The sequence below is a fragment of the Empedobacter brevis genome (genome assembly GCF_965118635.1).
GTDB lineage: Bacteria > Bacteroidota > Bacteroidia > Flavobacteriales > Weeksellaceae > Empedobacter > Empedobacter brevis_A.
On the sequence record NZ_CBCPHV010000001.1, the window covers coordinates 111,153 to 135,757 of the forward strand.

Here is a 24,605-nt window from a genome sequence, read left to right on the forward strand (position 1 = left end):
TAATGAAAATGACGGAATATAAAGATCTCGAGCCCTCTACAAACCCTAAACATAAAAATGAATTCGTAAAGAATATTGTTATTGCTGTATTAGCAGTAGCCTTGTTATTGGCTATTGGTTATATAGTTTATTCTAAAGAAGCAAATGCAAAATCTTCTTTGGAAATGCAAAGTGATATTAATAATCTGGAACGATCTAGAGAAATTCTGAAACAAGAATTACGTATTATAAGATCTGATTTTGATGATGCAAAAACTCGTGTTGTAAAAAAAGATTCTTCTTTAAGTTATCAAGACAGATTGATTTTAGAAAAACAAAAAGAAATTCAATCAATCCTGAATAAAGAAGGAATTACAAGTAAAGAATTGCAACGTGCAAAACGACTAATAACTTCTTTACAAGCTGATATTAAAGTTTACAAAGAAGAAATTGTTCGTTTGAAAGATGAAAATAAAAAGCTAACAAACACGAATACAAAATTAACTTTGGAAAATTCTGATTTGACTGAAAAGAAAAAAACAGTTGAAACAAATCTGAATGCTGAAAAAGAAAATCATCAAAGTTTAATTAAAGAAACAAATTCAACGTTATCGATTTCGAATTATACGATAAAAGGATTGCGTGTAAAATCGAGCGGGAAAGAGATTGAAACAACTAGAGCGAGAAGAATTGATAAAGTTCGTGTGTCTTTTGATTTGGATAAAAATCTGAACGCAAGTTCTGAAACGAAAGAATTGTACGTTTCTATATATAAACCTAACGGAGAGATTGGAAAATTTAAAGGTGCAGATGCTGGTGAAACGAATTTACGTTCGGGTTCTTCTGTAGAATATTCTGATCGTGTAAAAGTTAATTATAATAATATGTCCGGTTCTAGAGTTAGCTTTGATTGGGTTGATTACGATTTTCCAAAAGGCGAATATAAGATTGATATCTATCAAAATGGATATAAAGTTGGTCAAAATGTGATTACGCTTAAATAGAATTATAATTTATAAAAACATAAAAAAATCTCTTCAAAATTTTGAAGAGATTTTTTTATGTTAATACTTTTTTGAAAATATCGAATCCAATCAAGCTCAAAAAAAGACTCATTACAGTAACAACAATTAGATTTCCTAAAGCAATTTCAACAGGAAAAAAGACAAATCGTATGGCTGAAAGAATTGTTGTGAATAAAATTATTTTGAACCAAAAAATGTAGTTAAACTTTGATTTAGAAATTGATTGTTTAGGCATTTTAAGAATCCAAAGCGCGATGAAAATAGCTCCAATAAATGTGCTAAAATGTTGTAGAAATTTATATCCTTTAACTTCGAAATTATTATAGAAAGGAATCCGAAACCAAACTTCTTGCAAAGCAGGAATTAATTTTACAAAATAACCCCATTCGTGTGTAAAAGCATCCCAAAAAATATGAGAATATCCTCCGATTATAATAGAAGTAATCACGATTAACCAATGTTTTTTGAAATAAGAAATCCAACTGAAATCTAAAAATTGAACAAATCGTTCTTGTAAAAAAATTGGTAAATGATTGATTAAAATATTCCGGACAAATAAATGAAAAACGAAACAATAAACTAAAGCGATCGGTAAATCGAAATATAGAATTCCCCAAAACAAATGGCTGTGTGTCGCTACAATTTCCATTCGAGAAAAATATTCTAAATCTGGAGACATGGAACCAATGATTAATCCTGTTATGGAAAACCAATTTGATTTAAGTTTTTTTAAAGGAAGAACAATTGCTGGATGGCAAAAAGTTAGTGGCATTTAAGGTTCATTTTAATGTAAATAAAATTAAAATATGCTTAACTTCCAAAACGTTTAATATTAACTTTTCGTTCCTTAATTTTTAGAATAAGTGGTTCGTATTCTATGTTTTGTTCCTTTTCTACTGTAACTTTATTCAGATGTTTTTTTGCATAAACATGTTCTGGTAAACTGTTTTCTAAAAGATAAAATGTATAATTTCCGACAGGTAAGAAGGCTGTATATTCACCTCTATCATTTGTTTTCACTGTAAAAATTTGTCCATTTTCGTGATTAAAAATCAATGTAAATCCAAATAAATTTGCAGAAACTTGATATTCTAATTTAGATGACAATTCATATTCGACTTTTCCTCTCACAACACCAGTTTGTTGCATTGGAATGGAAATAGTTGTCGTCTTTTCATTGATATTAATGATATAATCTTGAGCAAACCATTTCTGTCCAGGAAATTTGATTAAATAACTTCCATAAGGAACTTTTCTATACTTAATATTTCCATTCAAATCTGTAATAAAATTAGTGTCATTTATCTTAACATTTCGGCTATCAGCTACTTTATCACCTTCATCAAAAATACCATTTGCATTGTAATCATAGAATACAAATAAATTTAATGTTCCGTTTTTAACATCGGTAACAGCGCTTTTTGCAGGTAAATTATATTGAACACCAACTTGTAAATAAGTTTGTTTACTATACAATATTTTCGAATCGTAATGGCTTAAATTAGCTTGAGCACTCAAAATAAAATTATCAATTGGGTGATAATCTACATTAGCGCCAAAAGTTATTGTATTCCCAAAATTTTTATCAATATTGTAATAAGTCGAAACCGATGTATTTAATTTTTTCTGAAAAAAGCTTTGACGAAAACTTGCTGAAGTGGTAAAGCGTTCTAATTGATGATTTAGATTGTAAGTAGAATAAACTTCCGCAATCATCATACTTCCGCGTTGATAAATTGTATTTAACTGAAAGTTTTTAACATTCCACGTGAATTGGCCATAAACAATAGGATCGATTTTATTTAAATCATTTAACTCAGAAAAACCGCCCAAAGTATTGAATACTAATTGATGTACGCGTGAATTTGATAACCATGTAAAAGATCCATTTAAATAAATTGATTTAAAATGCATGGGCGAATATGTAAATTTCTCATAATTCAGAATATTTGACTTTTCTATGTTGAATTTAGGAGAAATTGACAAATTGAAATGGTGCGCTAATTTGAATGAAATTCCTGTTTCAAAACGCAAAGCTTTCGATTCGTTTGCTTGCAGATAATTTATCAAATACGGATCAATAGATTTTGGATTATTATTGGTAATGGTTAACGAAGACCACATCGAAAATTTTGAAAATGTGCGTTGCAAACGCTGATTTAAATACAATGCGCCACGTCGCGTTCCAGGGTAATATCCCGAACTATAATAATTGGAACTATAAAAATCAAACTTTCCAATTGTTCCCGAAACATTTGCAGAAACCGATAATGAATTCTCGATATCATTTGTTTCTTTAAATTTTGATAAACCATAACCAAATTTTACTGAGTGCGTCCACTTATTTGGTGTTATCCACTTGTATCCGTTTGTTAAAACGAAATTAGTTGTCGAATAATTTCTATCGAACAAAGCAGTTGTTTCTAATTCGTTTTTATCTTTTATTAAAAATCGACTATTTGCAAAAGTTGTATGGCTATTTTTGAAAATATCGTTGTTTAAATCATCTAATAAATTATAATTTTTTTCGACTGTTCCAACTACAATTCGGTTGTTGTTTTTATCATAATTATTAAACAACATCAAACCTCGTCCGTTAATTGGAATATCAAAATCATTATTATTGATTGATCCAATTAGAATTCCTTTGTTTTTGCGTTGATATTTTATCCAAGAATCAGTCAAAACCATATCTTGATCATTTTGCCACGAAGTTCCATTGATATTGTAAGCAAATTCATTTAACCCAACAGAAAATTCTTGATGCGCCATTAAGTTATAATTTGCATTGGTTGAATTGATATCTCGAGCAGATAATCGAACATAGTTTGTTGAAAAATTCGTCCAATTTTGATTCAGCATAGTTGGATCTGTATAAACACGATTTGAACTAGCATTTTGAATCATAAAAAATACATTTCCAGCAAAATCTTTTGTATTGGTATAACCCGAAACATTAGCTTGAAATCCTTCAATTTTCATCATGTCTCGATCGACATATTTAGAAAATCGAACCGTTTTTTCTTGAAAAGCATCAATTTTAATTCGCTTATTGTCAGAAATGAAATTTCCTCTGAAATCTGGCAAAACATTGGTTAATAAAACTTCTTCTGCTTGATTTCCCATATTCATTACTTTCAATTCATAATGAATAGAATCTCCTTCTTGACGATAAAAAATAGTACTTTGAACAGGAAAAATCTTGATGTTTCTTTTTTGTAAAACAATAACTGATGTTATTGATTTTCCGATTTCTTTTTTGCTTAAAAAATCAATTAGACTAAATTCTAAATCCAACTTTCCAGCCATTTGCGATTTGTTTACCGTAAATTGCATTGGAATAAAGGCTTTATTTTTCGGATTGATTTTTAGTTGAAGATTATCTTGTGAATATGATCTAATGGATGAAGGAATTTTAAGATCCAAAAGAGCATTTATAGTATCATTCGTCGTATTTTCTAATTGAAGAATAACAGAAAAGTTGTTGTCATCTTCTAATTTAACTTCTTTTATTGTACTAAATTTCAATCCATTATTTATATTTTGAGCATGCAAATTTTGTCCGCTAAAAATGAAAAGCAGAATAAAAAATACGCTTCGAAAATAATTGATAGAAAAGAGCATATTGCTTTACAAAGGTGTAATCGTATACAGCAAAGAAGTTGAATAATTTCCTGGCTTACTATTTAAAATTTTATTATCCGACGGAGTTGTAGAATAAATAATATTATATTTTTTTGATGTCGTTTTAGAACTATTCGTTATCAAAGATTGATTGTAATTGGAAAGTTTTATTTCTTTCGATAAACGATTCGTTTCGGTATCTTTTAGCTGAACATTAATCGAATTTAATTCCAAATTTTGGGATTCATTTGATTGTAAATACTGATTAAGAGACGAAACTTGAATATCGTAAGCTGTATCAGAAGAAATAACCAAACCATTTTGATATTCTTTTTTTACACCATTTCTATAATCTTGAATGGTATTGAAAACCAATTCTCCATTCACAGCAGAGCCATTTACTGCAATAGATAGAGTAGGAGCTGGTTCGTAATTTCCATTTGGACTAATTTGCATTAGAAGTGAAAAAGGACTAACTCCAATTATTTCTCCAAATTCATTCAACAATGAAAATTCTAATTGAATTGTATAATTGTTCCAAGACTTTAACGCATTTAGATAATTTCCTGCATCAATTACAATATCATAATTCAAAACAATTCCTCCGTATCTTCCTGATGGAGGTGCAATTGTTAAAGGAGAATTTCGAATAAAATAGTTGGAAGTAAATCTCATTGCAATATTATCTTGTATAATTCCTAATTGATTTGGTGTAGGGTAATTTTCAGAATAATATTGAGAAGGCTTATGATTATTGAATTTTAGTTTCAATTTTTCTACAGGAAATTCTTTTTTATCTGAATTAACAATAGGTGACACAACTCGTGCAACTAAAGACCACTTTTTATAGTTCAACGGTCCATTCATATGTAGTTCAATAGCTACAACATTTGTTATGGTAGCTCCATTGCTGCCATTGACTAGAATCCAACCATTGTTGTGCGCATTTATTGTAAACTGAGCAGAAGTTGTAATTGTCAACAACAATATAATTGTTGAAATTATTTTTTGAAAGAAATTATTATTTATCATTTGAGAATGTCAATTCAGCAATTTTCAATTGATCATCTTTCTCAAAACTTAAAGTTGAGGTAACAATATACGAGCTTTTTGCTAAATTATTAGGCAAAGGTATATATACAATTCGTTTATCATTAGGTAAACTATAAAAAACGGCATCTTGCAGTTTTATTTGTTCACCATTTTCTTGATTAATGATTTCATTCTTGATTGTTCCTTCACTCCAAACATTTCCATTGTTTGAAATATTCAATATCAATCGATTTTCAGCTTTATCATAGACAAAATCAGTGAACTCAATATTCGTATCACGTGCAATATTTAATCGTTGATAAATTTTGACACCTGTACGAATTGAAATTTTGATATTTTCTCCACGTTTATTTTGCCCTGCAATTGGATTTGTTTGCGTAATGTACATCATCGCAGTATGCACACTTTCATCATTTATCTTTTCTGGAACTTGCATAAGAACTTCTATTTCTTTCGATTCTTTTGGCAAAAGTGTAAAGGTGTTATTTGGTAAAACTGTGATCCAGTTTGCATTACTTGTAGGTAAGGTATTTGTTTCCGAAACAACATTGGCTCCGAATTCATCATACTTCCAATCCTTAAACGAAACAGATAACTCTAATGTATTTACATCACTAACATTAGTTACCAAAATCTTTTTTCGTTCAGATTCGCCAGGGTTTAATGTAAAATAAGTCCTTGGTGGACTTACAGAAATACCTGATTGTGCACTAATCTTTGTTGAAATGATTAATGCTAAAAGAGAAACGATTGTTAAAAAACGAAGAACTTTCATAAGTAAAAAGAGAAGTGATATTGAAAAATATCACTTCTTATTTTTTTATATTATTGTGCTTCTATTGTATAAGTAACAGTTGTTGTATATACGTTAGGATTTTCAACATTGTAATATTTGTTTACATAATCGTTGTTTCCTTTTCCCTTATATGCAATGTTGAATTTTAAATCTGTACCACCAACTGTACTAGAAATTAATTTTTTATCAGAATTATCTAATACAACATTACTAAAGTTAGAAGAGTTTAATACGTTTCCTGTACCTAAAGTTGCTTGTAAGTCAATTGTATTTGCAGCAATTTTATCAGAAGTTCCATCTTTTGTGAAAACTAAGTTTTCGTTTTCAGATTTTACTTTTACTGCGAAACCACCTGTACTATAAACAACTAAGTGATCAGTCATGTTTGCTGTAACACCGTTAGAATAATCTTCTTTTGTTTTATATTCTAAGTTAACTGTGTTATCTCCACCAATAAGAATTGTTTGGATTGGGTATAATTTTACATTTAATGTTGCAGTTGCAGTACTTTGAGCAATAGCCATTCCAGAAACTAATGCACAGAAAATCGTTAAAATAAATGCTAATTTTTTCATCATTTTATAATTTGTTAAAAATTTATTAAAAAATATTTGTTAAATAATCTGGTAGTAGTTATCTTTAAGAAGGTTTGTTATTCTCAAATGCGGTTGCAAATGTAGAAGTTGTTTTTCTATCACAAAAGATAAAAAAATACCAAAATATGATGAAAAATGACATTTCTAACTATTTAATTCGGAGCACTTTGTCTGAATTTAGTCGGAGAAATTCCTGTATTTTTCTTGAAAAACGCTGTAAAATTGGTCTCTTGAAGGAAGTTGAGTTCTAATGCTATGTCTTTTATTGACATTTTTGAATTCATTAATAAAATCTTTGCATTTTTCATCAATTCTTCCACAATCATTTCTTTTGCAGTTTTACCAAAAACAATTTGTGTCGCTTTATTTAATCTTCTTTTTGTAATAAAAAGTTTATCAATATAGAATGAAACATGTTTGTATTCATTTACATTATCCTGTAAAAGTCTTTTAAATTTTGTCGCAAGTTCTACATCAAAATCATTTTGGGTAAATTGACTTTGAATATCAAATGTTTCCATTTGTCCATTAATGATTATTCGCTCCAAAAGGTTGTGAGCTAACTTTATATCAAGTTCATTCTCAAAAGAAGTAAAAAAATATTTGATGTAATTATTTTCGAAAATTGGAGCAGAACAAATATTATTCTCAACAATGTTAACCAAATCTCTCGAAAAAAGTGTAGAATTTTCTAATTTGAGATTGTCTTCAATCGATTTTGAATAAAATTCTTGTTTGAAAATAATGTAATAAGCATCGCTTCGAGATGGTTGCTTAATAAAATCCTGTATAACATTCGGTGCGATAAAAAGAAAACTATTTTTAGGTAAAATATATTCTTTATTATTTATGATATGGTAGAATTTTTTTGATCCTGACCAAATAATTCCATAATAATCGCTAATCGAAAATTTATCGTTCCAATCTTCAATAGCATTAATATGATTAAGTTCGAAGGCGGTTAAGCCAATTTCAAAACTTTTTGTATTATAAACATTACTATTATCCATCAACATGTTCTTATTCTTTATAATGTTCTAATGCAAAATTACAACCTTTTTTAATCAAATTAGTTGATAGAAATCAAGTTATAATCAAAAATGTTCCAAAAAAATCAATATAATACTCTATTATAGCTTTTTTTTAAATATGATAAAAAAGGAAGCTAATTTTTAATAAATAAAAAAGTCTCAATTTTACATTGAGACTTTTAGAAATATTTTGAAGCAAGATTATTAATAACCTTCAGCAGCTTGTTCACCTTTTACAATTGCTAAAGCAGAAGATGTTCCAATTCTTTTTACGCCTAAAGCGATCATTTTTTCAGCTTCTTCTGTTGTGCGAACTCCACCAGATGCTTTTACAGGAAGTAAACCAGAGTTTTCAAGCATTAACTTGATAACATGTTCGTTTGCTCCATTAGGTTCTCCATTTGGAGTTTTATAAAAACCTGTAGAAGATTTTACAAAAACTTTTGATGCATTTTCATCTTCAACTTTTGCTAAAACTGTATCACGAATTAATTGAGTTATTTCAATGATTTGTTCATCTGTTAAAGCAGCAGTTTCGATAATCCATTTTATGATTTTACCTTCGCGTAAAACAACTAAAGTAGCAGCTTCTACTTCTTCTTTTACTTTATCTGTATCACCTTTTATGAATGCTTCGTAGTTCACTACAAAATCCAATTCATCGGCTCCATCAGCAATTGCTTTTTGCGCTTCTCTCAACTTTTCATTCAAATCATAAGTTCCTTCAGGAAAACCGATTACAGTTCCTAAAACAACATTCGATTTTTTTTCATCCAATAATTCACGAACTGATCTTACATAATCAGGACGAATCATTACTGCATAAATATCATTATCAATAGCTTCTTGTGCCAATTTGTGCACGGTATCTAATGTATCAGAATTTGAAATACCTGCTTGTTCAGGTGTTTTAAGATACGTCGAGTCTAAATATTGATTAATATTCATCTTTGTATATTAAAGTTTTATTTGTCTATCTATTGGTTGTTCCAAAGAAATTATAGTTTCGGTACGTGTAACTCCATCAATTTGCTGAATTTTTTTGTTCAAAACATTCATTAAATGTAAATTATCACGACTTAGAATTTTAAGAAAAATTCCATAATTTCCTGTTGTAAAATGCGCTTCTACTACTTCTGGAATTTCTTCCAAAGCTTTTACAACTAATTTATAAGAAGAAGGTTTGTCCATGAAAACACCAACAAATGACATAGTCGAATAACCTAGAATCGCAGGATTCACAATAACTTTTGTAGAATCTATAACTCCTGAAGCTTCTAACTTTTTGATTCGTTGATGAACAGCCGTATTTGAGATTGCTAATTCCTTTGCTAACTTAGAAACAGGTATGTTTGCATTGTCCATAAAGGCATTCAGAATCAATTTATCGATTCCGTCAATTTCAACTTGACCGTTTTCGTATATTCTCACCTATTCTTAAAATTAAACCGCTACAAATTTAATATTTTAAAATGGTATAAACGGGAAAATGGTCGCTATATCCACCGAAATATTTTCCGCCAACAAATGTTCTAAATGGTAAACCACTTGATTTTCCGCCAGAATTCTTTAAAAAATCAGCATCAAAAATATTAGTTTTAACATATTCTAAATTTGATTTCGAAGTCAAAAATCCTTTTGAGAATAATTGCTGATCGAACAACATCCATTGTTTTTTATAAATCAAAGAACCTCTTTTATGTGATTGTAAATTAACCATTGGATTGAATAATTCTTTTGCTTTTATCTCTTCTTGTTTTGATCTTGTATTTAATTCCAAACGCAAATCTTCAGTTGTAGGTGAATCATTAAAATCGCCCATAAGGATAATTTTCTCCGAAAAATTTTCGGTTAATAAATCGTTAACCCTTTTTCGGATGATTTTAAAAATATGTTGACGTTTTAATTGATTGATTTCTTTATCAATTTTTGAAGGAAGATGAACAATAAAAAGGTGTATTATTTCTCCAAATAATTTTCCTTTGACATATAGAATATCTCGTGTGTACGATTTATTGTCATTTTGATCTTTAAAGACAAATCGAATTGGTTCGCTTTCTAAAACTTCAAAAAAATCTTGTCGATAAAGTAATCCAACATTAATTTTTCTTTCGTCCAATGATTCATACAATAATGCTTTATAATTTCCTTCTTTCAAAAAGGAATTCTCTGCTAAATCTTTTAAAACTTCTTCGTTCTCAACTTCTGCTAACCCAACTAAATAAGGTAATTGGTTGGTTTCTAGTTTTCCTATTTTAGAAATACAAAAGGCAATTTTATTCACCTTTGTTTCGTAACGATTATCTTTCCATTTTGTAAAATTACTCGGCAAAAAAGATTCGTCAGAGGATTTAGAATAAAAATTTTCGACATTATAAAATGCGATTGTCGCGAAATTTTGTTTCAAAAAATTATTTTTTGCTAAAATAAGAAAGAAAGTAGGTTTATAAAAATTAGCGGCATACTTACAAATCCAACCCAGAATATTTTAATGTTGATTTTGCAGTGAAGTTGAAAAAAAAAACACTTAAAAATTATCAACTTGAACAATTTTTATTCAATAAATTATCAACTTGCATACCTATTAAAAATCATATTATTTATTCCGTTATAATTCGTGTAAATGATTGATTTATGGTTAATTTAATCTCTTAAAAATTGTATATTTGCAAAGTTTGCATTATCTGCATTCAAAAATTGAAAAAATGTATTTTTAATTGGCTATTCTCTAATAGTCTCAAAAAAATTTAAAACATAATGTCAAAAATTCATTACACACTTACGGATGAAGCTCCGATGTTGGCAACACATTCATTTTTGCCAATCGTTAAAGGATTCACAAAAACAGCTGATATTACAATCGAAGTTCCGGATATTTCTTTAGCTGGACGTATTTTAGCTAACTTTCCTGAATTCTTAAAAGAAGAACAAAGAATTCCTGATGCTTTAGCAGAATTAGGAGCTTTGGCGAATACTCCGGAAGCAAATATCATTAAGTTACCTAATATTTCGGCTTCTGTTCCTCAATTAGATGAAGCGATTGCTGAATTGCAAGCGAAAGGTTTTGCTGTACCAAATTATCCTGCTGAACCAAAAAATGAAGAAGAAAAAGCGATTAAAGCAAAATATGGTAAAGTTTTAGGTTCTGCTGTAAACCCAGTTTTACGTGAAGGAAACTCAGACCGTCGCGCTCCAAAAGCTGTCAAAAATTATGCAAAAGCTAATCCTCATAAAATGGGTGCTTGGGCAAAAGATAGTAAAACAGAAGTAGCTTACATGAAATCTGGTGATTTCTATGGTACAGAAAATTCAACTACTTTAGAAAACGCGACGAACTATACAATCAAATTTTACGGAGAAGATGGTTCAGTTCAAGAATTAAAATCAGCAGCCCCTTTGAAAGCTGGAGAAGTAATTGATACTTCTGTAATGAATTTGAATTCTTTGAAATCATTTGTTGAAGAAGCAATTCAAGAAGCAAAAGATAAAAATGTATTATTGTCAGCTCACTTAAAAGCTACAATGATGAAAATTTCTGATCCAGTTATTTTCGGAGCTGTTGTTGAAACTTTCTTCAAAGATGTTTTCGTAAAATATGCAGAAACTTTCAAATCATTAGACGTTAATCCTAATAATGGTTTAGCAGATTTATTTGAAAAAATAAAAGGTCATGCACAAGAAGCAGAAATTAAAGCTGCAATTGAAGCAGATTTAGCAAACGGACCACGTGTAGCAATGGTTAATTCTGATAAAGGTATTACAAATTTCCACGTTCCTTCTGATATTATTGTTGATGCATCTATGGCTGCATTAGTAAGAAATGGAGGTAAAATGTGGAACAAAGATGGTGCTGAAGAAGATACTGTAGCAATTATTCCAGACCGTTCTTATGCAGGTTTCTATGAAGCTGTTGTAAACGATATGAAAGCAAATGGAACATTAGATCCTACAACAATGGGTTCTGTTCCTAACGTTGGGTTAATGGCTCAAAAAGCAGAGGAATATGGTTCTCATGATAAAACTTTTCAAGCTCCTGCAAACGGAACAATCAAAGTTGAAGACGAAAACGGAAACACATTATTAGAGCAAAAAGTTGAAGGAGCTGATATTTTCAGAATGTGTCAAACAAAAGATGCTCCTATCCAAGATTGGGTTAAATTAGCAGTTAATAGATCTCGTTTATCTGATACTCCAGCAATTTTCTGGTTAGATAAAGACAGAGCTCACGATCAACAAATCATCGAAAAAGTTGAAAAATACTTAAATGATCACGATACAACTGGTTTAGATATCCGTATCATGGACGTTAAAGATGCAATGAAAGAAACATTAAGACGTGCAAGAGAAGGAAAAGATACAATTTCTGTTTCAGGAAATGTATTACGTGATTATTTAACAGATTTATTCCCAATTTTAGAATTAGGAACTTCTGCTAAAATGTTATCAATCGTTCCATTAATGAACGGAGGAGGATTATTCGAAACAGGTGCAGGAGGATCTGCTCCAAAACACATCGAACAATTTATCGAAGAAGGTTATTTACGTTGGGATTCTTTAGGTGAATTCTTAGCATTACAAGCTTCTTTAGAGCACGTTTCTCAAACACAAGGAAATACAAAAGCTCAAATTTTAGCTGATGCTTTAGACGAAGCAAATGCTAAATTCTTAGCGACAGATAAATCTCCAGGTCGTAAATTAGGAACTATCGATAACAGAGGTTCTCATTTCTATTTAGCAATGTATTGGGCAGAAGCATTAGCTAATCAAACAAAAGATGCTGATTTAGCTGCTAAATTTGCGCCTATTGCAAAAGCAATGCAAGAGAATGAAGCAAAAATTAACGAAGAGTTAATCGGAGCACAAGGTAAACCACAAGATATTGGTGGTTACTATAAATCAGATTTTGCAAAAACAACTGCTGCAATGCGTCCATCTGCAACATTAAATGCAATTGTTGACGGAATTTAATCTAACAACATTTCTTTATAAAGTAAAACCTCGAGATATTCTCGAGGTTTTTTTATTTAAAGTTTTAATAAACTTTAAGAAAAAGTTTGAATGAATTCGTCTAAATATGATAATTTTAAGAATTCAAATTTATTCTATTTGATTAATCATTCTCGTATGAAATATATTTATTTATTCGTCTTCTATTTTTGTTCGCTTTTTACTTTTGCTCAATCAAAATTAGAAACGGCGATAAAAAGTCTAGAGACAAATTATGCACAAGAAAAAGTCTATTTATTATTCGATAAAGAAGATTACATCGCGGGCGATAATATTTGGTTTAAGGCTTATACACTAAATGGCTATAAACCGAGTTTAATTTCGACCAATCTTATTGTAGAATTATATGATAAAGACAAGAAATTAGTTGACCGAAAATTAGTTCCGATTGTTAATGGAGAAAGTGATGGAACACTAAATACTAAAAACGAAAATGAGGAAGGAATTTACTTTGTAAGAGCTTATACAACTTACATGACTTTTTTTCCAGAAGAATTTCAATATATCAATCAATTAAAGATTTACAATCCAACTTCTAAGTTAAAACTTGTTCCAAATCCAAATTTAAAATGGAATGCAAAAGCTTTTGCAGAAGGAGGGAACTTCATTCAAAATCAAACAACAAAATTTGCAATAAGATTAAAATTTGACGGAGAATTACCAAAAAAATGGAATGGTTTTGTTTTCGAAAAAAATAATCCAAGCAACAAAATCGCAACATTCGAGAATTTAGACGAAAATGTAGCAACTTTTTCGTTAAGAGCAGAAGAAGGAAAATTGTATCAAGTGCAATTGAATGACGAAAAAGGAAATCAACAAATTATTGATTTACCTGAAGCTAAAAAAGCTGGAGTCTTATTGAAAGTTGTTCGAAATAGTAAAGATATTGCAATACAATTGAAAAGTATTAACCAAGAAAATCCTTTATTGAATTATAAGATTATTGGAACAATAAATAATGAACTTGTCATGAGTTCTCAAATTGTAAAAAGTGTTGAATCGGTTTCTACTTATGTACCAAAAGAGGTTTTGGATAATGACAAAGGAGTTTTGAATATTGCAATTTTTGATGCAAATGATATTCAAGTTGCCAATCGTTTGATATTTATTCATCCAAAAGAATTGTATAAAAAACCAGAAGTTGCTTTCGAAACAACAACTAATCCGCGCGAATTAAATACAATAAAACTAAAATATCCTGAAGAGATTAATTTTTCAACAGTTATTAAAGATCAAAAAAATCCAGATGAAGATAATTTAATTTCAGCAATGTTATTAACACGAGATTTTAGTTCAAAAATTAGTTATCCAACACAATATTTTAAAAATAATAAATTTTCAGAAAATTTAGATGCGCTTCTAATTTCAGAAAAATGGAGAAGATTCAATTGGGAGGATTTAGTTGTCGGAAATGTCGTAAAACCAACGATTGACAACAATCGAAGATATCTTTCGTATAAAATAAAAGCATATAATAACGGAAGAGAATTAAGTGATGCTTCGCTAAGTATTATTTACAAAATGCAGAATAATGGAAAAGAATTTGCAACGCTTGATACTAATTATGAAGGAGATTTCGAAATGAACAATTTGTTTTATTATGGTCCAATGGCTATGAATTATTTCTTGAATTCGGAGAATGGAAAACAAGCTAATAACGGAACTTTAACATTGTCTGTTGTGCCAAATTACAAAAGCACAAGTTATAAATCTAAATTGCCAGCAACATCTTATTTGTTAGAAGAAATTACTAATAAAGAAGAAATCGAAAAACAAAATACATATAAAGAGAATATAAAAATCATCAATGATAAAAGTATTCGCTTGAAAGAAGTTGTTGTAAAAGCAGATAAAAAATCAAAAACAGAACAACTGAATAATGAATTAAGTACAGGAATGTTTCAAAGTATAAATGAAACCATTATTGATTTTGTTAATGAATCTCAGCCAATAGAAGGTTATACAAACATTGCTGATTTTTTAGCAGGAAGAGTTGCAGGATTAACAGTTTCTAACGGAGTTCCGAAAATCAGAAATTCTGATGTTGCAATTTATTGGAACGAAATGAAAGTTTCTTCGGATAACTTAAATAGCATCAATGTAAGAGATATTGCAATGGTAAAAATTTTTAAAGGAAATGGTTTACTTGGAAATGCAATTGCGATTTATTCGAAAAGAGGAAAAGAAGCAACAATTGATAATACACCAATGCTTCCAAATAACTTAATTCAACTTGGAGGTTACAATCAATCTTTGCCATATTTTAGTTTAGATGATTACGAATCGCTTTACAATGCTGTTCCAAATGATATAAGAAGCACTTTGTTTTGGAATCCGAATTTATATTCAGAACCAGGAGAAAACACAGAACTAGAATATTTCAACAATGATAAACCAAAAGATTATCAATTAACCATAATTGGTTTTGACGAAAAAGGAAATCCTGTTTATTATGAAGGAAAAATAAATTAAGGCAAAAACCTCGAGAAATTCTCGAGGTTTTTTATTTTGAATCAATTCGTCGATAATATAATCGGGTTTGTCGATTTTAAAGATCATAAAAGAATGATTTGGAGAATATTTGTTCAAAATTAATCCGATATGAAAACATTTATTCAACTTATTATTCTATTTAGCTCCAGTTTTCTATTTGCTCAAAATTATACGATAACAGGCGAAGTTGTCGAGCAAAATAAAGCGCTTCCTTATGTTGATATTACTTTATCTAACAAGGATACAATTATAAATGCTACAACAAACGAACTCGGAAAATTTGTTATCGAAGCAAATAAAAATATCTACAAACTTGAAATTATATATTTTGAAGAAGTTGTTTTTGAAAAAGATATTCAATTAGTTCATTCGCTCGATTTAGGAAAAATTGAAATCAAAACATCTACAGATTTACAAGAAGTTGTGGTTGGAGCAGAGAAGAAAATCATGGAAAGAAAAATAGATCAATTTGTTTTCAATGTAGAAAATTCTACTTCGGCAGCTGGCGGAACTGCAATGGATGCTTTACGCGCAACGCCAGGCTTGAATGTTACAAACGAAAGCATTGCTGTTTCCGGAAAAAACGCTGTTCTTGTTTTAATAGACGACAAACCAACTTATATGTCGCAAACGGATTTGATTAGTTATTTGGAAAGTATTAGCGCTTCCGATCTTTCAAAAATAGAAGTTATAACAACGCCGCCCGCAAAATATGAAGCAGAAGGAAATAGTGGAATTATAAATATTGTGACCAAAAAAATAAAAAATAACAGTTGGAATTCTAATATAGGAGCATCGTATGCGCGCAGCAAAAGAAATACAGAACGCTACAATGCAGCATATAATTTACAAAAAGATAAATGGACAATTCAAACTTCTTTGAATGCTGGAGATAGAAGATTTTTGAGAACTTGGAACAACGAATTATTTTTTTCTGATGCACGCAGAAACAACATTTCGTATACAGATTATGTGAACAAATATCTTGGTGGACGATTTTCTGTTGATTATAAATTAACTGATAAATGGACGATTGGCTCAAAATTTTCTTTCAATAATTCGAAGAATAATTCAGAGAATCCGCAAGAAATGTTTTTCAAAAATTTAGCGAATGAAATTTATCAAGTGAATAAAGGAAACTCCTTCGAGAATGGAAAAATGAATCAATCAATGGTCAATTTATATTCAGAATTTGTACTTGATTCATTAGGAAAAAAGATTTCTTTTGATGCTGATTATGTTCATTATTCATCGCCGATGAATAGAACTTATGCGACGAATTCTTATCAGAATAATGAATTAATAGAAAATTCTTTTTTTGGAGGAAAAAGTAATTTAAATAATCGAATTGAGAATTTTTCGTCGAAAATAGATGTGGAACTTCCTTCAAAAAATTTCAATTGGAGTTTTGGTGCAAAATTTTCGCAATCAAAATCAAATAATTTGGTTGAAGCATATTACGCTGACGAAAATTACAATTATACCTTCGATCATAAATTGTCAAATCTTTTCAAATACAAAGAAAACAACGAAGCAATTTATTTGAATGGAAATAAAAAGTTTGGCGAAAAATGGCAAATGCAAGTTGGTTTGAGAGTAGAAGCAACACAAACAGAAGGTTTTTCTAGAGAAAATAATCAAACGAATAAAACAGATTATATCAAACTATTTCCATCATTTTATTTGTTACATACTTTTGATAAAAACAAAAGTTTAGGAATTAATTATTCGCGCCGAATAAATCGTCCAAATTACGAAAGTTTAAATCCTTTTCGAATTATCCAAAACGAATATGTTTACAACGAAGGAAATCCTTTTCTGAAACCAGCTTTTACACAGAATTTAGAACTTACTTTTACGTATAAAAAATTTGACACTCGACTTTATTATTCAGGTTTGAGAAATGGCGTAAATCAAGCTTCAATTATTGATGAAAAGACAAAACACAATGCTTTTGTATGGATGAATTTTGTGGATTCGGATAGTTTTGGTTTAAGTCAAAATATGACAATAAATCCTACAAAATGGTGGACGAGCATTACTACTTTTGAAATTTCTTATTCGAGTGCAAATGTTGCAATTTCTTCGAAAAGATTCAAAGGATGGTCGAGTTCATTATTCTCAACGAATGATTTTACACTTAATCAACAAAAAACAATGTTTATCAATTTGATTTATTTTCAAAATTTTGGTGAAACTTTCCAAAATTATAAGCTGAAATCTTATGCAAGATTCAACCTTTCATTCAAATATTTGATGTTTGATAAAAAATTAGAATTGAGTTTGAATGCAACAGATATTTTTAAAGCTCAAGAATATTTGTCGCAAAATAATAATGGAATTGTACAAAAGTTTGCAAATGTTTGGGATATTCAGAGCATTAGAATAGGATTGAATTATAAATTCGGAAGCAATAAACTTTCGGTAAAAAATCGTGAAACAGGAAATCAAGATGAGGTAAATAGAATGTAAAAAATGAAAAATAATAAAAAGACGATTTCTAGAAATCGTCTTTTTGTTATTTTAAAATCTTGCTTGTACTTGTACACTTCCTGTGTGAATTGGTTTATTATCTTCAGTTTTTCGTCCATCATACGAAATGTTCAATTGTAGGAAACTTGTGATTTGTCTTTGTATTTGCAATTGCCAAACAAAATTATTTCCAGCGCGCAAACCTTCCATCATTTGATTTCCGACAACAGATTCTTGATTTCCGGTAAATTTATTATTGATAAAACTAAAACTTCCTAATAAACTCATTTTATCCGAACTATTCCATTGAATTTCTGTTCCCAAATCGGATTGATTTAATTGTTCTTCACCTGAAACATTTTTCTTGTTTTGATAATTATAAAACAACGATGTAATAAGATTTTTTTCTGTTTGATAAGTTATTTTAGGCGATAAACGAAGATTATTTAACTTATATCTTCTGCTTAAAAATAATTCTGAATCGCTTTTAATTATCATATATTCGGTATCAAAACTAGCGATTAAATCTTGCAAAATTTTATAACGCATTTGCAACAAATAACTATCTGAATTTCGGTATTCAGAACCTGTGTAAACATAAGTTTGAGATTGTTGTTGATTGTAAATAAAATTTGTCGACCATTTATATTGCGTTCCTTGATTGAAGAAAACTGACGAACGAATACTTCTTGTTTTTCCTAAAATTTGAGACGAATTCGTAAAAGGATTCCATTCTAAAGTTGTTCCTTCTTTTCGCAACGAATTGCTAGCCGAGATATTTTGCTGAAACATCCAACGATTCCAAAATTCATTTTCGGTATTGAAAACTTGTTTTGGACGAAAACGTAGCGTGAAATTGAATTGGTTTTTATTGGTTTTTAGATATTCTATTGTATTTGTATAAACGCGAATATAATTTGCTTGATCGATAAATTCTGCAACTTCAAATTCATCAATTTGTTCAATTCCATCGCCATTATAATCTGTCCATTTGTAAATTCCCATTCCATCCGAAACTTTTACATACTGAAATTCTCGTTGTGGTTCTACGCCGCTTCCTACTTCGTAATCTACATTTAATTGTAAACCTTGATTGAAAAAAGCTTTGTACCATTTTAAACTTCCTGTCATAAAATCTTCGTTTGGCGCATTTAAAAATTGATAATTAACGCGACGATAATGGAAATTTAAACTTAATTGATGATTTTGTTTTTGTATTAAAGTTGAATTAAAAATAGCTCCTTTACTTTGTTGAATATTTTGCCAAGATCCTAAACGAATCGAATCATCTTGACGTTGATAAGCCGTTAAATCAATTTTATGTCCAAGCGAATCTACAAAACCTCCTTTCAATTGAAATTCATTCCATTTAAAACTCAAATCAGATTTTTGATTTTTTGTCAAATCATCTATATCATTATTTTCGCCCCAAATTCTAGCTCCAACCCAAAATTTATTTCCAATTTTTCGTTTTCCATCTAGTATATAACGCGTGAAATTTGTGTTTTGAAGCGTTGCTTTTGTTGATAAAATATTGGCTTGTGCTAGAATTTCATCTTTATTGGTTTTGTAATTAGCATCAAGTTGATTTCGCAAACCTTTATATAATCCTGTATTTTCTAGATAATCGAATTTATATTGTGCATTGAATTTTTCTTTCCAAGATGAATTGATTTTTGTTGTGATAAAATTCTGATTTACGTCGCTTAATTCTTGTTCCAAATTAAAATCTCGCGCAAATTCTACAGCACGTAATCGCTCAGCACTTTTATAATTTTTGTTGATAAAATTCCATTCGGCATAAGGCGTAATTTTCCAATCCTTGAAATAAAATGTTTTTTCACCATAAATACGAGTTGCTAAACCAGAATTATTTTGATCATCAATCGAAGAAAATAAATTTTGATCGTAATTACTCAAACCAAAATTAAACCCAATGTTTCCATTATTTTTTAATTGATATTCTCCATTTAAGGTATAAATCTGTAATTTTTTAGGAGAAATTAATTGTTTAATTGGTTCATAATCGCCTTGTAAAATACCAGCAATTGGTTCGTTATATTGAAAAACTTTTCCATTTTGATTGACATTTATTTGTCGATAATTTCCTTGATTTGGACCAACATATGTAAAAGCAACTTGGTACAATTCGTCATTTGGATCTGTAGAATATTCAAAAATATCTAAACCATTTTGACTTACTTTTCGATACAAGATTTTATTCGAATCATAAGTTGTTTTCTCATCAGAAACTGTGTACATTTTGTGTGGATCATTTCCTGCATTTGCGAGAATTTGTTTCTCCTCATCAGTCAAATCATTTCCAAGCGAATTGTTTTTAGAATCACCTTGAGAAAAGAAAAAACCAGATAATTTTAATCGTTCTGATTCGTATTCAGCGCCGCCATAAAGTAGAACTTGCGAATAATTTCGAGAATTGTACAAATATTCCACGTTAATTCGCGTATTCGCAGTAATCAACCGATTTGCAGTAAACGAGATTTCTCCTGTATTATAATTGATTACATAATCATTTTGCTCGCCTCGTTCCAACAAAACACCATCGATATATACTTTTTCACTTCCCGAAATGATAATAACATACAATTCATTGTTCTTTCCAGAAAGTTTGTAAGGACCTTGATTTCCGTCTTGTCCAACAAAATTAACACGCATAAATTCGCCTCTTGTAATACTTCCCAAAGCAAAAATATTAGTCGAAGATTTTTTTCCTTTCAATTGTGTTGACAATTGTAATCCTGTAACTTTTTGATTAAATGGATTGAAAAAATCACGTTCTTGATTCGTGTTAACATCAATATGTCCAGCTCTTATTTTTGAGTTTTTATTCGCTAATTCGATATAAACTTTATCAAATTCTTGTAAATTTTGTGTGTAACCATCCGATTCTATTGGCACATTATTATCCGCAATTGCGGCATTTACGGTTATATCATCCGATAATTTTCCAGATAATTCCAAATCCAAAGAAGATTGAACAGAAGCACTTTGATTGTTCCCAAAACGAATTCCACGAATCATGGAACCTTTACTATTCAATCCGTCAAAAACATCTTTGTTTTCTTGTTTCGATTTTGGTTCTATTTGATGAAAAATATCAACTGGTTTCGAATCGCTGATAATGATATTCGGATTTTTCGCATAAAAAACAGATTCAGCTAATTTTGGATTCACAAAATACTGAATCTTCACCATTTGTTTGGCGATTGAAGGATTGAAATAAACTTCGTTTCGTTCGAAATTTATGGTATATAATTCTTTTGAAATTGGATTTCCTGTCGCATCTAAAATTTGAAATTTTTCGGATAAAATCCCTTTGTTCTGTAGTTTTATTGTATCAGAAAGTTGAACAGAATCTTGTCTGAAATTAGGATTTTTCCACCCAAAATTTTGAGCAAATACAAAAGTGTTCACTAACCAAAAACATAGAGAAAATAGAATCCGAAACTGCAAAAGATTTTATTAGGATAACGAAATTTTAAGCTAAAAATTTTACTCGAAATTTAATTACTTTTTTTGAATCAAATAATAGTTTCTTTGAATACGATCGTTATAATTTTTCTGATTTTTTGAAGAATGATTCAAATCGACATTACCAATTTTTTTGATTGAATAATCTTTGAAATGATTAGCAAAAAAAGTAGAATCTGATGCGCTTGCTAACATTCCAAATTTAGCTTCTTTTGGAAAAGTAGTTTCTTTTCCATCATAGATTGCAGGAATAGAAGTACCATAATCAAATACAATTTCTGGAACAAAGCTTTGCCATTCGTATGTTTTGATTTGGTTTTGTTGCTCTAATTTTTTTAGATTTTTTGCGGATGAATACAATTCTTCAGAGAAAGTTAATTTAGAAAGCTGAAAACCAAATGCAACAACCGAGCACATTAATAAAATAGTGGAATAAAATATTTGTTCAAATGATTTTATTTTGAAACCTTTAAAAATTGAAATTCCTAAAATTAAGCTGATAATAGCAAAAGGAATCGACCAGATTAAAAAATCTGAAATGCGATCTTTTGTGTAAATAAAAACGCCAATTGAAATACCAATTGCTATTATTCCGTACAAACCAAAAGTAAAATTTGTAAAATATCGTTCAGTTTTATTTGATATATTTTTAAATTCTAAGCGTAAATATTCGATATAAAAACCAATATTCATCGCCAACGGAATTAAAACTGGTAATAAATATCTTGATTTTTTTTCTGGAATGATTGATAATAAAATAACGGATAAAACTGTCCACAACCAAGCAAATTGATAGGCTTTTTTGTTTGCAACTTTATTTTTAAGATAAGGATAAATCAAGCTAACTAAAGCTGGAATTGTCCATAAACCAGATTGTGTAAAAAAGCTCCAATAGTAGTAAAATGGGCGAGTGTTGTAGCTGTGCCAATTGTTTACTTCTTTTTGCGAAGCTGCTAAAAAATGTTCAGCATCAAAATATCTGACATACATCATCCATGCAAATCCTATAACACAACCTAATATTATGGTTAAAATTGTAAGGCTTAAATTTCTACCGAATTTATTTCTATAAACAATAAAATAAGCGATTAAAAATGGAAGAAATAGTGCATATAATGAAACAGGACCTTTGCTCATTATTGAACAAGCTAATAAGAAAAAAGCAGCTACAAAGTTGAATAAATTAAATTTTGAAGCTTGAAATTCTTTTACTAAAAACAATATCGATCCCATGACAAAACTATGTGTGTACATGTCCCAATTATTGTCTCTTCCAGAAAAAAATATGTAAAACGAAGTGATTAAAACCAATGAAGAATTAACAACTTGTTGTTTTGTTAAATTGAAATAAGTTAAGGTTTTGTAGAACCAAAAAACCAATAAAATCGTGATTAAAACGACCGGAATACGTAGCCAAAAGAAATTTTCGAAACCAAAAAAATAACCAAAGAAAGCTGTTATCCAAGTTGGTAAAGGCGGTTTTTCGTATCGTGGTAAGCTGTTTAGTGTTGTAAAAATCCAGTTTCCTTCATGTACCATTTCTCGCGCAGAAATAATATTTCTCGCTTCCATAATATTTGTTTGTAGAACACCAAGATTCACAAACAACATCAAAAGTGTAACGATGATTAAAAATAAAACTGAATTTTGCTTAATCCACTGAACCATTTTTTTCTTTTCGTTTGATTAATATATTTCGAGCATAAACGATAAATCCCATAAAATGACCAACAAATAAAACCGGATCTTTTCGAATTATCGCATAAGTTAAAATCAATAATGATCCTGTTAAACTAATTGTCCAAAATCCCATTGGTAATTGCGATTCGTGTTTTCGTTCGGAATAAATCCATTGATAAACGAAGCGAAATGTGAAAAGTACCTGTGATACAATTCCTAAAGATAAGAGCCATACCGGAATTTTTTCGTTTTTGAATAATAAATCTACATCAAAAATTCCGTTATTGAATCCATAAAAAACAATTAATACAGGAAAAATATACAAAAAAATGCGCGCTATTTTCGGAAATTCTTTCCAATGATTTTGAAGTTGAATATTTCTGATATAAATATAATACGTTAAGGTTTGACCTAACATAATCGAGAAATCATGACGTAAATAACCATAAAAAAATAGCAAAACAGAAGCAAACAAGCTAACTTCCCAAAATAATTTTGGCGTAAGTACTTTCTTATTTTTTTCGGAAACAATCCATTGTAAAATAAGACGACTCGAAAAAAGTGCTTGCGCAAGAAAACCAATACTAATAACGATCCAACTTGGCATTATGCTCCTTCTTGAATTTTATAATTGATGTATTTTTTCTTCATCCAAACAAAGGCAAAACAATCCATTAATGGACCTAATAATCGATTCCATAAATTGAATTTTGATTCACCAGCAATGCGAGGAAAATGTTTGACAGGAACTTGAGTAACTGTTCCGTTTTGTAACAAAATCATAGCAGGTAAAAAGCGATGCAAACCTTTGAACATTGGGATTTTTTTTGCTTTTTCTGCATCTATAACTTTTAATGGACAACCAGTATCATCCATTCCATCATTTGTAAATGCTCTTCGAATAGAATTTGCTATTTTAGATGACATATTTTTTACAAAAGAATCTTTGCGATCTGCACGAACTCCTGTAACCAAATCATATTGATCTGCTAAAGTTAGTAGTTTATTGAAATCTTCTGGATCTGTTTGCAAATCTGCATCTATATAGCCAACCCATTTAGATTTTACGGTATCAAAACCAGCTTTTATTGCAGCAGATAAGCCATAATTTTTGTCAAAAGAAATATAATGAAAAGCTTTATTTCTATTGCAAATTTCTTTGATAAGAGTTAAACTTTTGTCTTTAGAACCATCATTAATCAATAAAATTTCAGTTGGTTTTATTGATTTAGACAGATATTGGTTCATTGTTTCCTCCAATCTTATCAAGTTATCTTCCTCATTATAAATTGGGATGATAATTGTAAACTCTGTTGACATTTTTGTATTATTTCAGAGGACAAAGCTATGAAATAAT

17 protein-coding genes are annotated in these 24,605 nt (G+C 29.5%); 4 read left to right on the top strand and 13 right to left on the bottom strand.

Going from position 1 to position 24,605, the window contains the following annotated elements; all coding sequences use genetic code 11:
• Positions 1 to 8 precede the first annotated feature (8 nt).
• A complete protein-coding gene (locus ACMHJW_RS00535) occupies positions 9 to 983 on the top strand; it encodes a hypothetical protein (RefSeq protein WP_413531568.1) in 975 nt (324 codons plus the stop codon).
• A 55-nt stretch (positions 984 to 1,038) separates the two neighbouring features.
• Here ACMHJW_RS00535 and ACMHJW_RS00540 read toward each other — a convergent pair whose 3' ends face one another.
• The 9 genes from ACMHJW_RS00540 to ACMHJW_RS00580 all read right to left on the bottom strand — a co-directional run bounded on the left by ACMHJW_RS00540 (position 1,039) and on the right by ACMHJW_RS00580 (position 10,511).
• Positions 1,039 to 1,776 carry a DUF4184 family protein gene (locus ACMHJW_RS00540; protein WP_413531569.1) on the bottom strand — a complete coding sequence of 246 codons (738 nt, stop codon included), beginning with the start codon at positions 1,774 to 1,776 and terminating at the stop codon, positions 1,039 to 1,041.
• Positions 1,777 to 1,814: 38 nt separating this feature from the next.
• The gene (locus tag ACMHJW_RS00545) at positions 1,815 to 4,532 is read right to left on the bottom strand and encodes a hypothetical protein (protein WP_413531570.1); all 2,718 of its coding nucleotides are present in this window, start codon (positions 4,530 to 4,532) and stop codon (positions 1,815 to 1,817) included.
• Positions 4,533 to 4,634: 102 nt separating this feature from the next.
• Entirely contained in the window at positions 4,635 to 5,660 is a 1,026-nt protein-coding gene (locus ACMHJW_RS00550) for a hypothetical protein (RefSeq protein ID WP_413531571.1), read from the bottom strand.
• Positions 5,650 to 6,456, bottom strand: a complete 807-nt coding sequence (locus ACMHJW_RS00555) for a molecular chaperone (RefSeq protein ID WP_413531572.1) — start codon at positions 6,454 to 6,456, stop codon at positions 5,650 to 5,652. The genes ACMHJW_RS00550 and ACMHJW_RS00555 overlap by 11 nt, the downstream gene beginning before the upstream one ends.
• A gap of 50 nt (positions 6,457 to 6,506) precedes the next feature.
• The gene (locus ACMHJW_RS00560; RefSeq protein ID WP_413531573.1) at positions 6,507 to 7,052 is read right to left on the bottom strand and encodes a hypothetical protein; all 546 of its coding nucleotides are present in this window, start codon (positions 7,050 to 7,052) and stop codon (positions 6,507 to 6,509) included.
• Between the two features lie 173 nt (positions 7,053 to 7,225).
• A complete protein-coding gene (locus tag ACMHJW_RS00565) occupies positions 7,226 to 8,083 on the bottom strand; it encodes a helix-turn-helix domain-containing protein (RefSeq protein ID WP_413531574.1) in 858 nt (285 codons plus the stop codon).
• Positions 8,084 to 8,308: 225 nt separating this feature from the next.
• Positions 8,309 to 9,052 carry a deoxyribose-phosphate aldolase gene (gene deoC, locus ACMHJW_RS00570; protein WP_413531575.1) on the bottom strand — a complete coding sequence of 248 codons (744 nt, stop codon included), beginning with the start codon at positions 9,050 to 9,052 and terminating at the stop codon, positions 8,309 to 8,311.
• A 9-nt stretch (positions 9,053 to 9,061) separates the two neighbouring features.
• Positions 9,062 to 9,535, bottom strand: a complete 474-nt coding sequence (locus ACMHJW_RS00575; protein WP_413531576.1) for an Lrp/AsnC ligand binding domain-containing protein — start codon at positions 9,533 to 9,535, stop codon at positions 9,062 to 9,064.
• A gap of 28 nt (positions 9,536 to 9,563) precedes the next feature.
• Entirely contained in the window at positions 9,564 to 10,511 is a 948-nt protein-coding gene (locus ACMHJW_RS00580) for an endonuclease (protein ID WP_413531577.1), read from the bottom strand.
• Between the two features lie 350 nt (positions 10,512 to 10,861).
• Between ACMHJW_RS00580 and ACMHJW_RS00585 the strand changes: the two genes are divergently transcribed.
• From ACMHJW_RS00585 to ACMHJW_RS00595, 3 genes are all read left to right on the top strand, one after another.
• Complete coding sequence (locus ACMHJW_RS00585; RefSeq protein ID WP_413531578.1) at positions 10,862 to 13,072, top strand: NADP-dependent isocitrate dehydrogenase; 2,211 nt, start codon at positions 10,862 to 10,864, stop codon at positions 13,070 to 13,072.
• Between the two features lie 90 nt (positions 13,073 to 13,162).
• Positions 13,163 to 15,583 carry a hypothetical protein gene (locus tag ACMHJW_RS00590; protein ID WP_413531579.1) on the top strand — a complete coding sequence of 807 codons (2,421 nt, stop codon included), beginning with the start codon at positions 13,163 to 13,165 and terminating at the stop codon, positions 15,581 to 15,583.
• A 129-nt stretch (positions 15,584 to 15,712) separates the two neighbouring features.
• Entirely contained in the window at positions 15,713 to 18,076 is a 2,364-nt protein-coding gene (locus tag ACMHJW_RS00595) for an outer membrane beta-barrel protein (protein ID WP_413531580.1), read from the top strand.
• A gap of 51 nt (positions 18,077 to 18,127) precedes the next feature.
• Here ACMHJW_RS00595 and ACMHJW_RS00600 read toward each other — a convergent pair whose 3' ends face one another.
• From ACMHJW_RS00600 to ACMHJW_RS00615, 4 genes are all read right to left on the bottom strand, one after another.
• Complete coding sequence (locus ACMHJW_RS00600) at positions 18,128 to 21,511, bottom strand: hypothetical protein (RefSeq protein ID WP_413531581.1); 3,384 nt, start codon at positions 21,509 to 21,511, stop codon at positions 18,128 to 18,130.
• 93 nt (positions 21,512 to 21,604) lie between these two features.
• Positions 21,605 to 23,236: an ArnT family glycosyltransferase gene (locus ACMHJW_RS00605; RefSeq protein ID WP_413531582.1), complete on the bottom strand. Its 1,632-nt coding sequence runs from the start codon at positions 23,234 to 23,236 to the stop codon at positions 21,605 to 21,607.
• Positions 23,220 to 23,855, bottom strand: coding sequence for a lipid-A-disaccharide synthase N-terminal domain-containing protein (locus ACMHJW_RS00610; protein ID WP_413531583.1), 636 nt, complete (start codon positions 23,853 to 23,855; stop codon positions 23,220 to 23,222). The genes ACMHJW_RS00605 and ACMHJW_RS00610 overlap by 17 nt, the downstream gene beginning before the upstream one ends.
• On the bottom strand, positions 23,855 to 24,568 hold the full coding sequence (locus ACMHJW_RS00615; RefSeq protein ID WP_413531584.1) for a glycosyltransferase family 2 protein: 714 nt from the start codon (positions 24,566 to 24,568) through the stop codon (positions 23,855 to 23,857). Before ACMHJW_RS00615 ends, ACMHJW_RS00610 begins: the two co-directional genes overlap by 1 nt.
• Positions 24,569 to 24,605 lie beyond the last annotated feature (37 nt).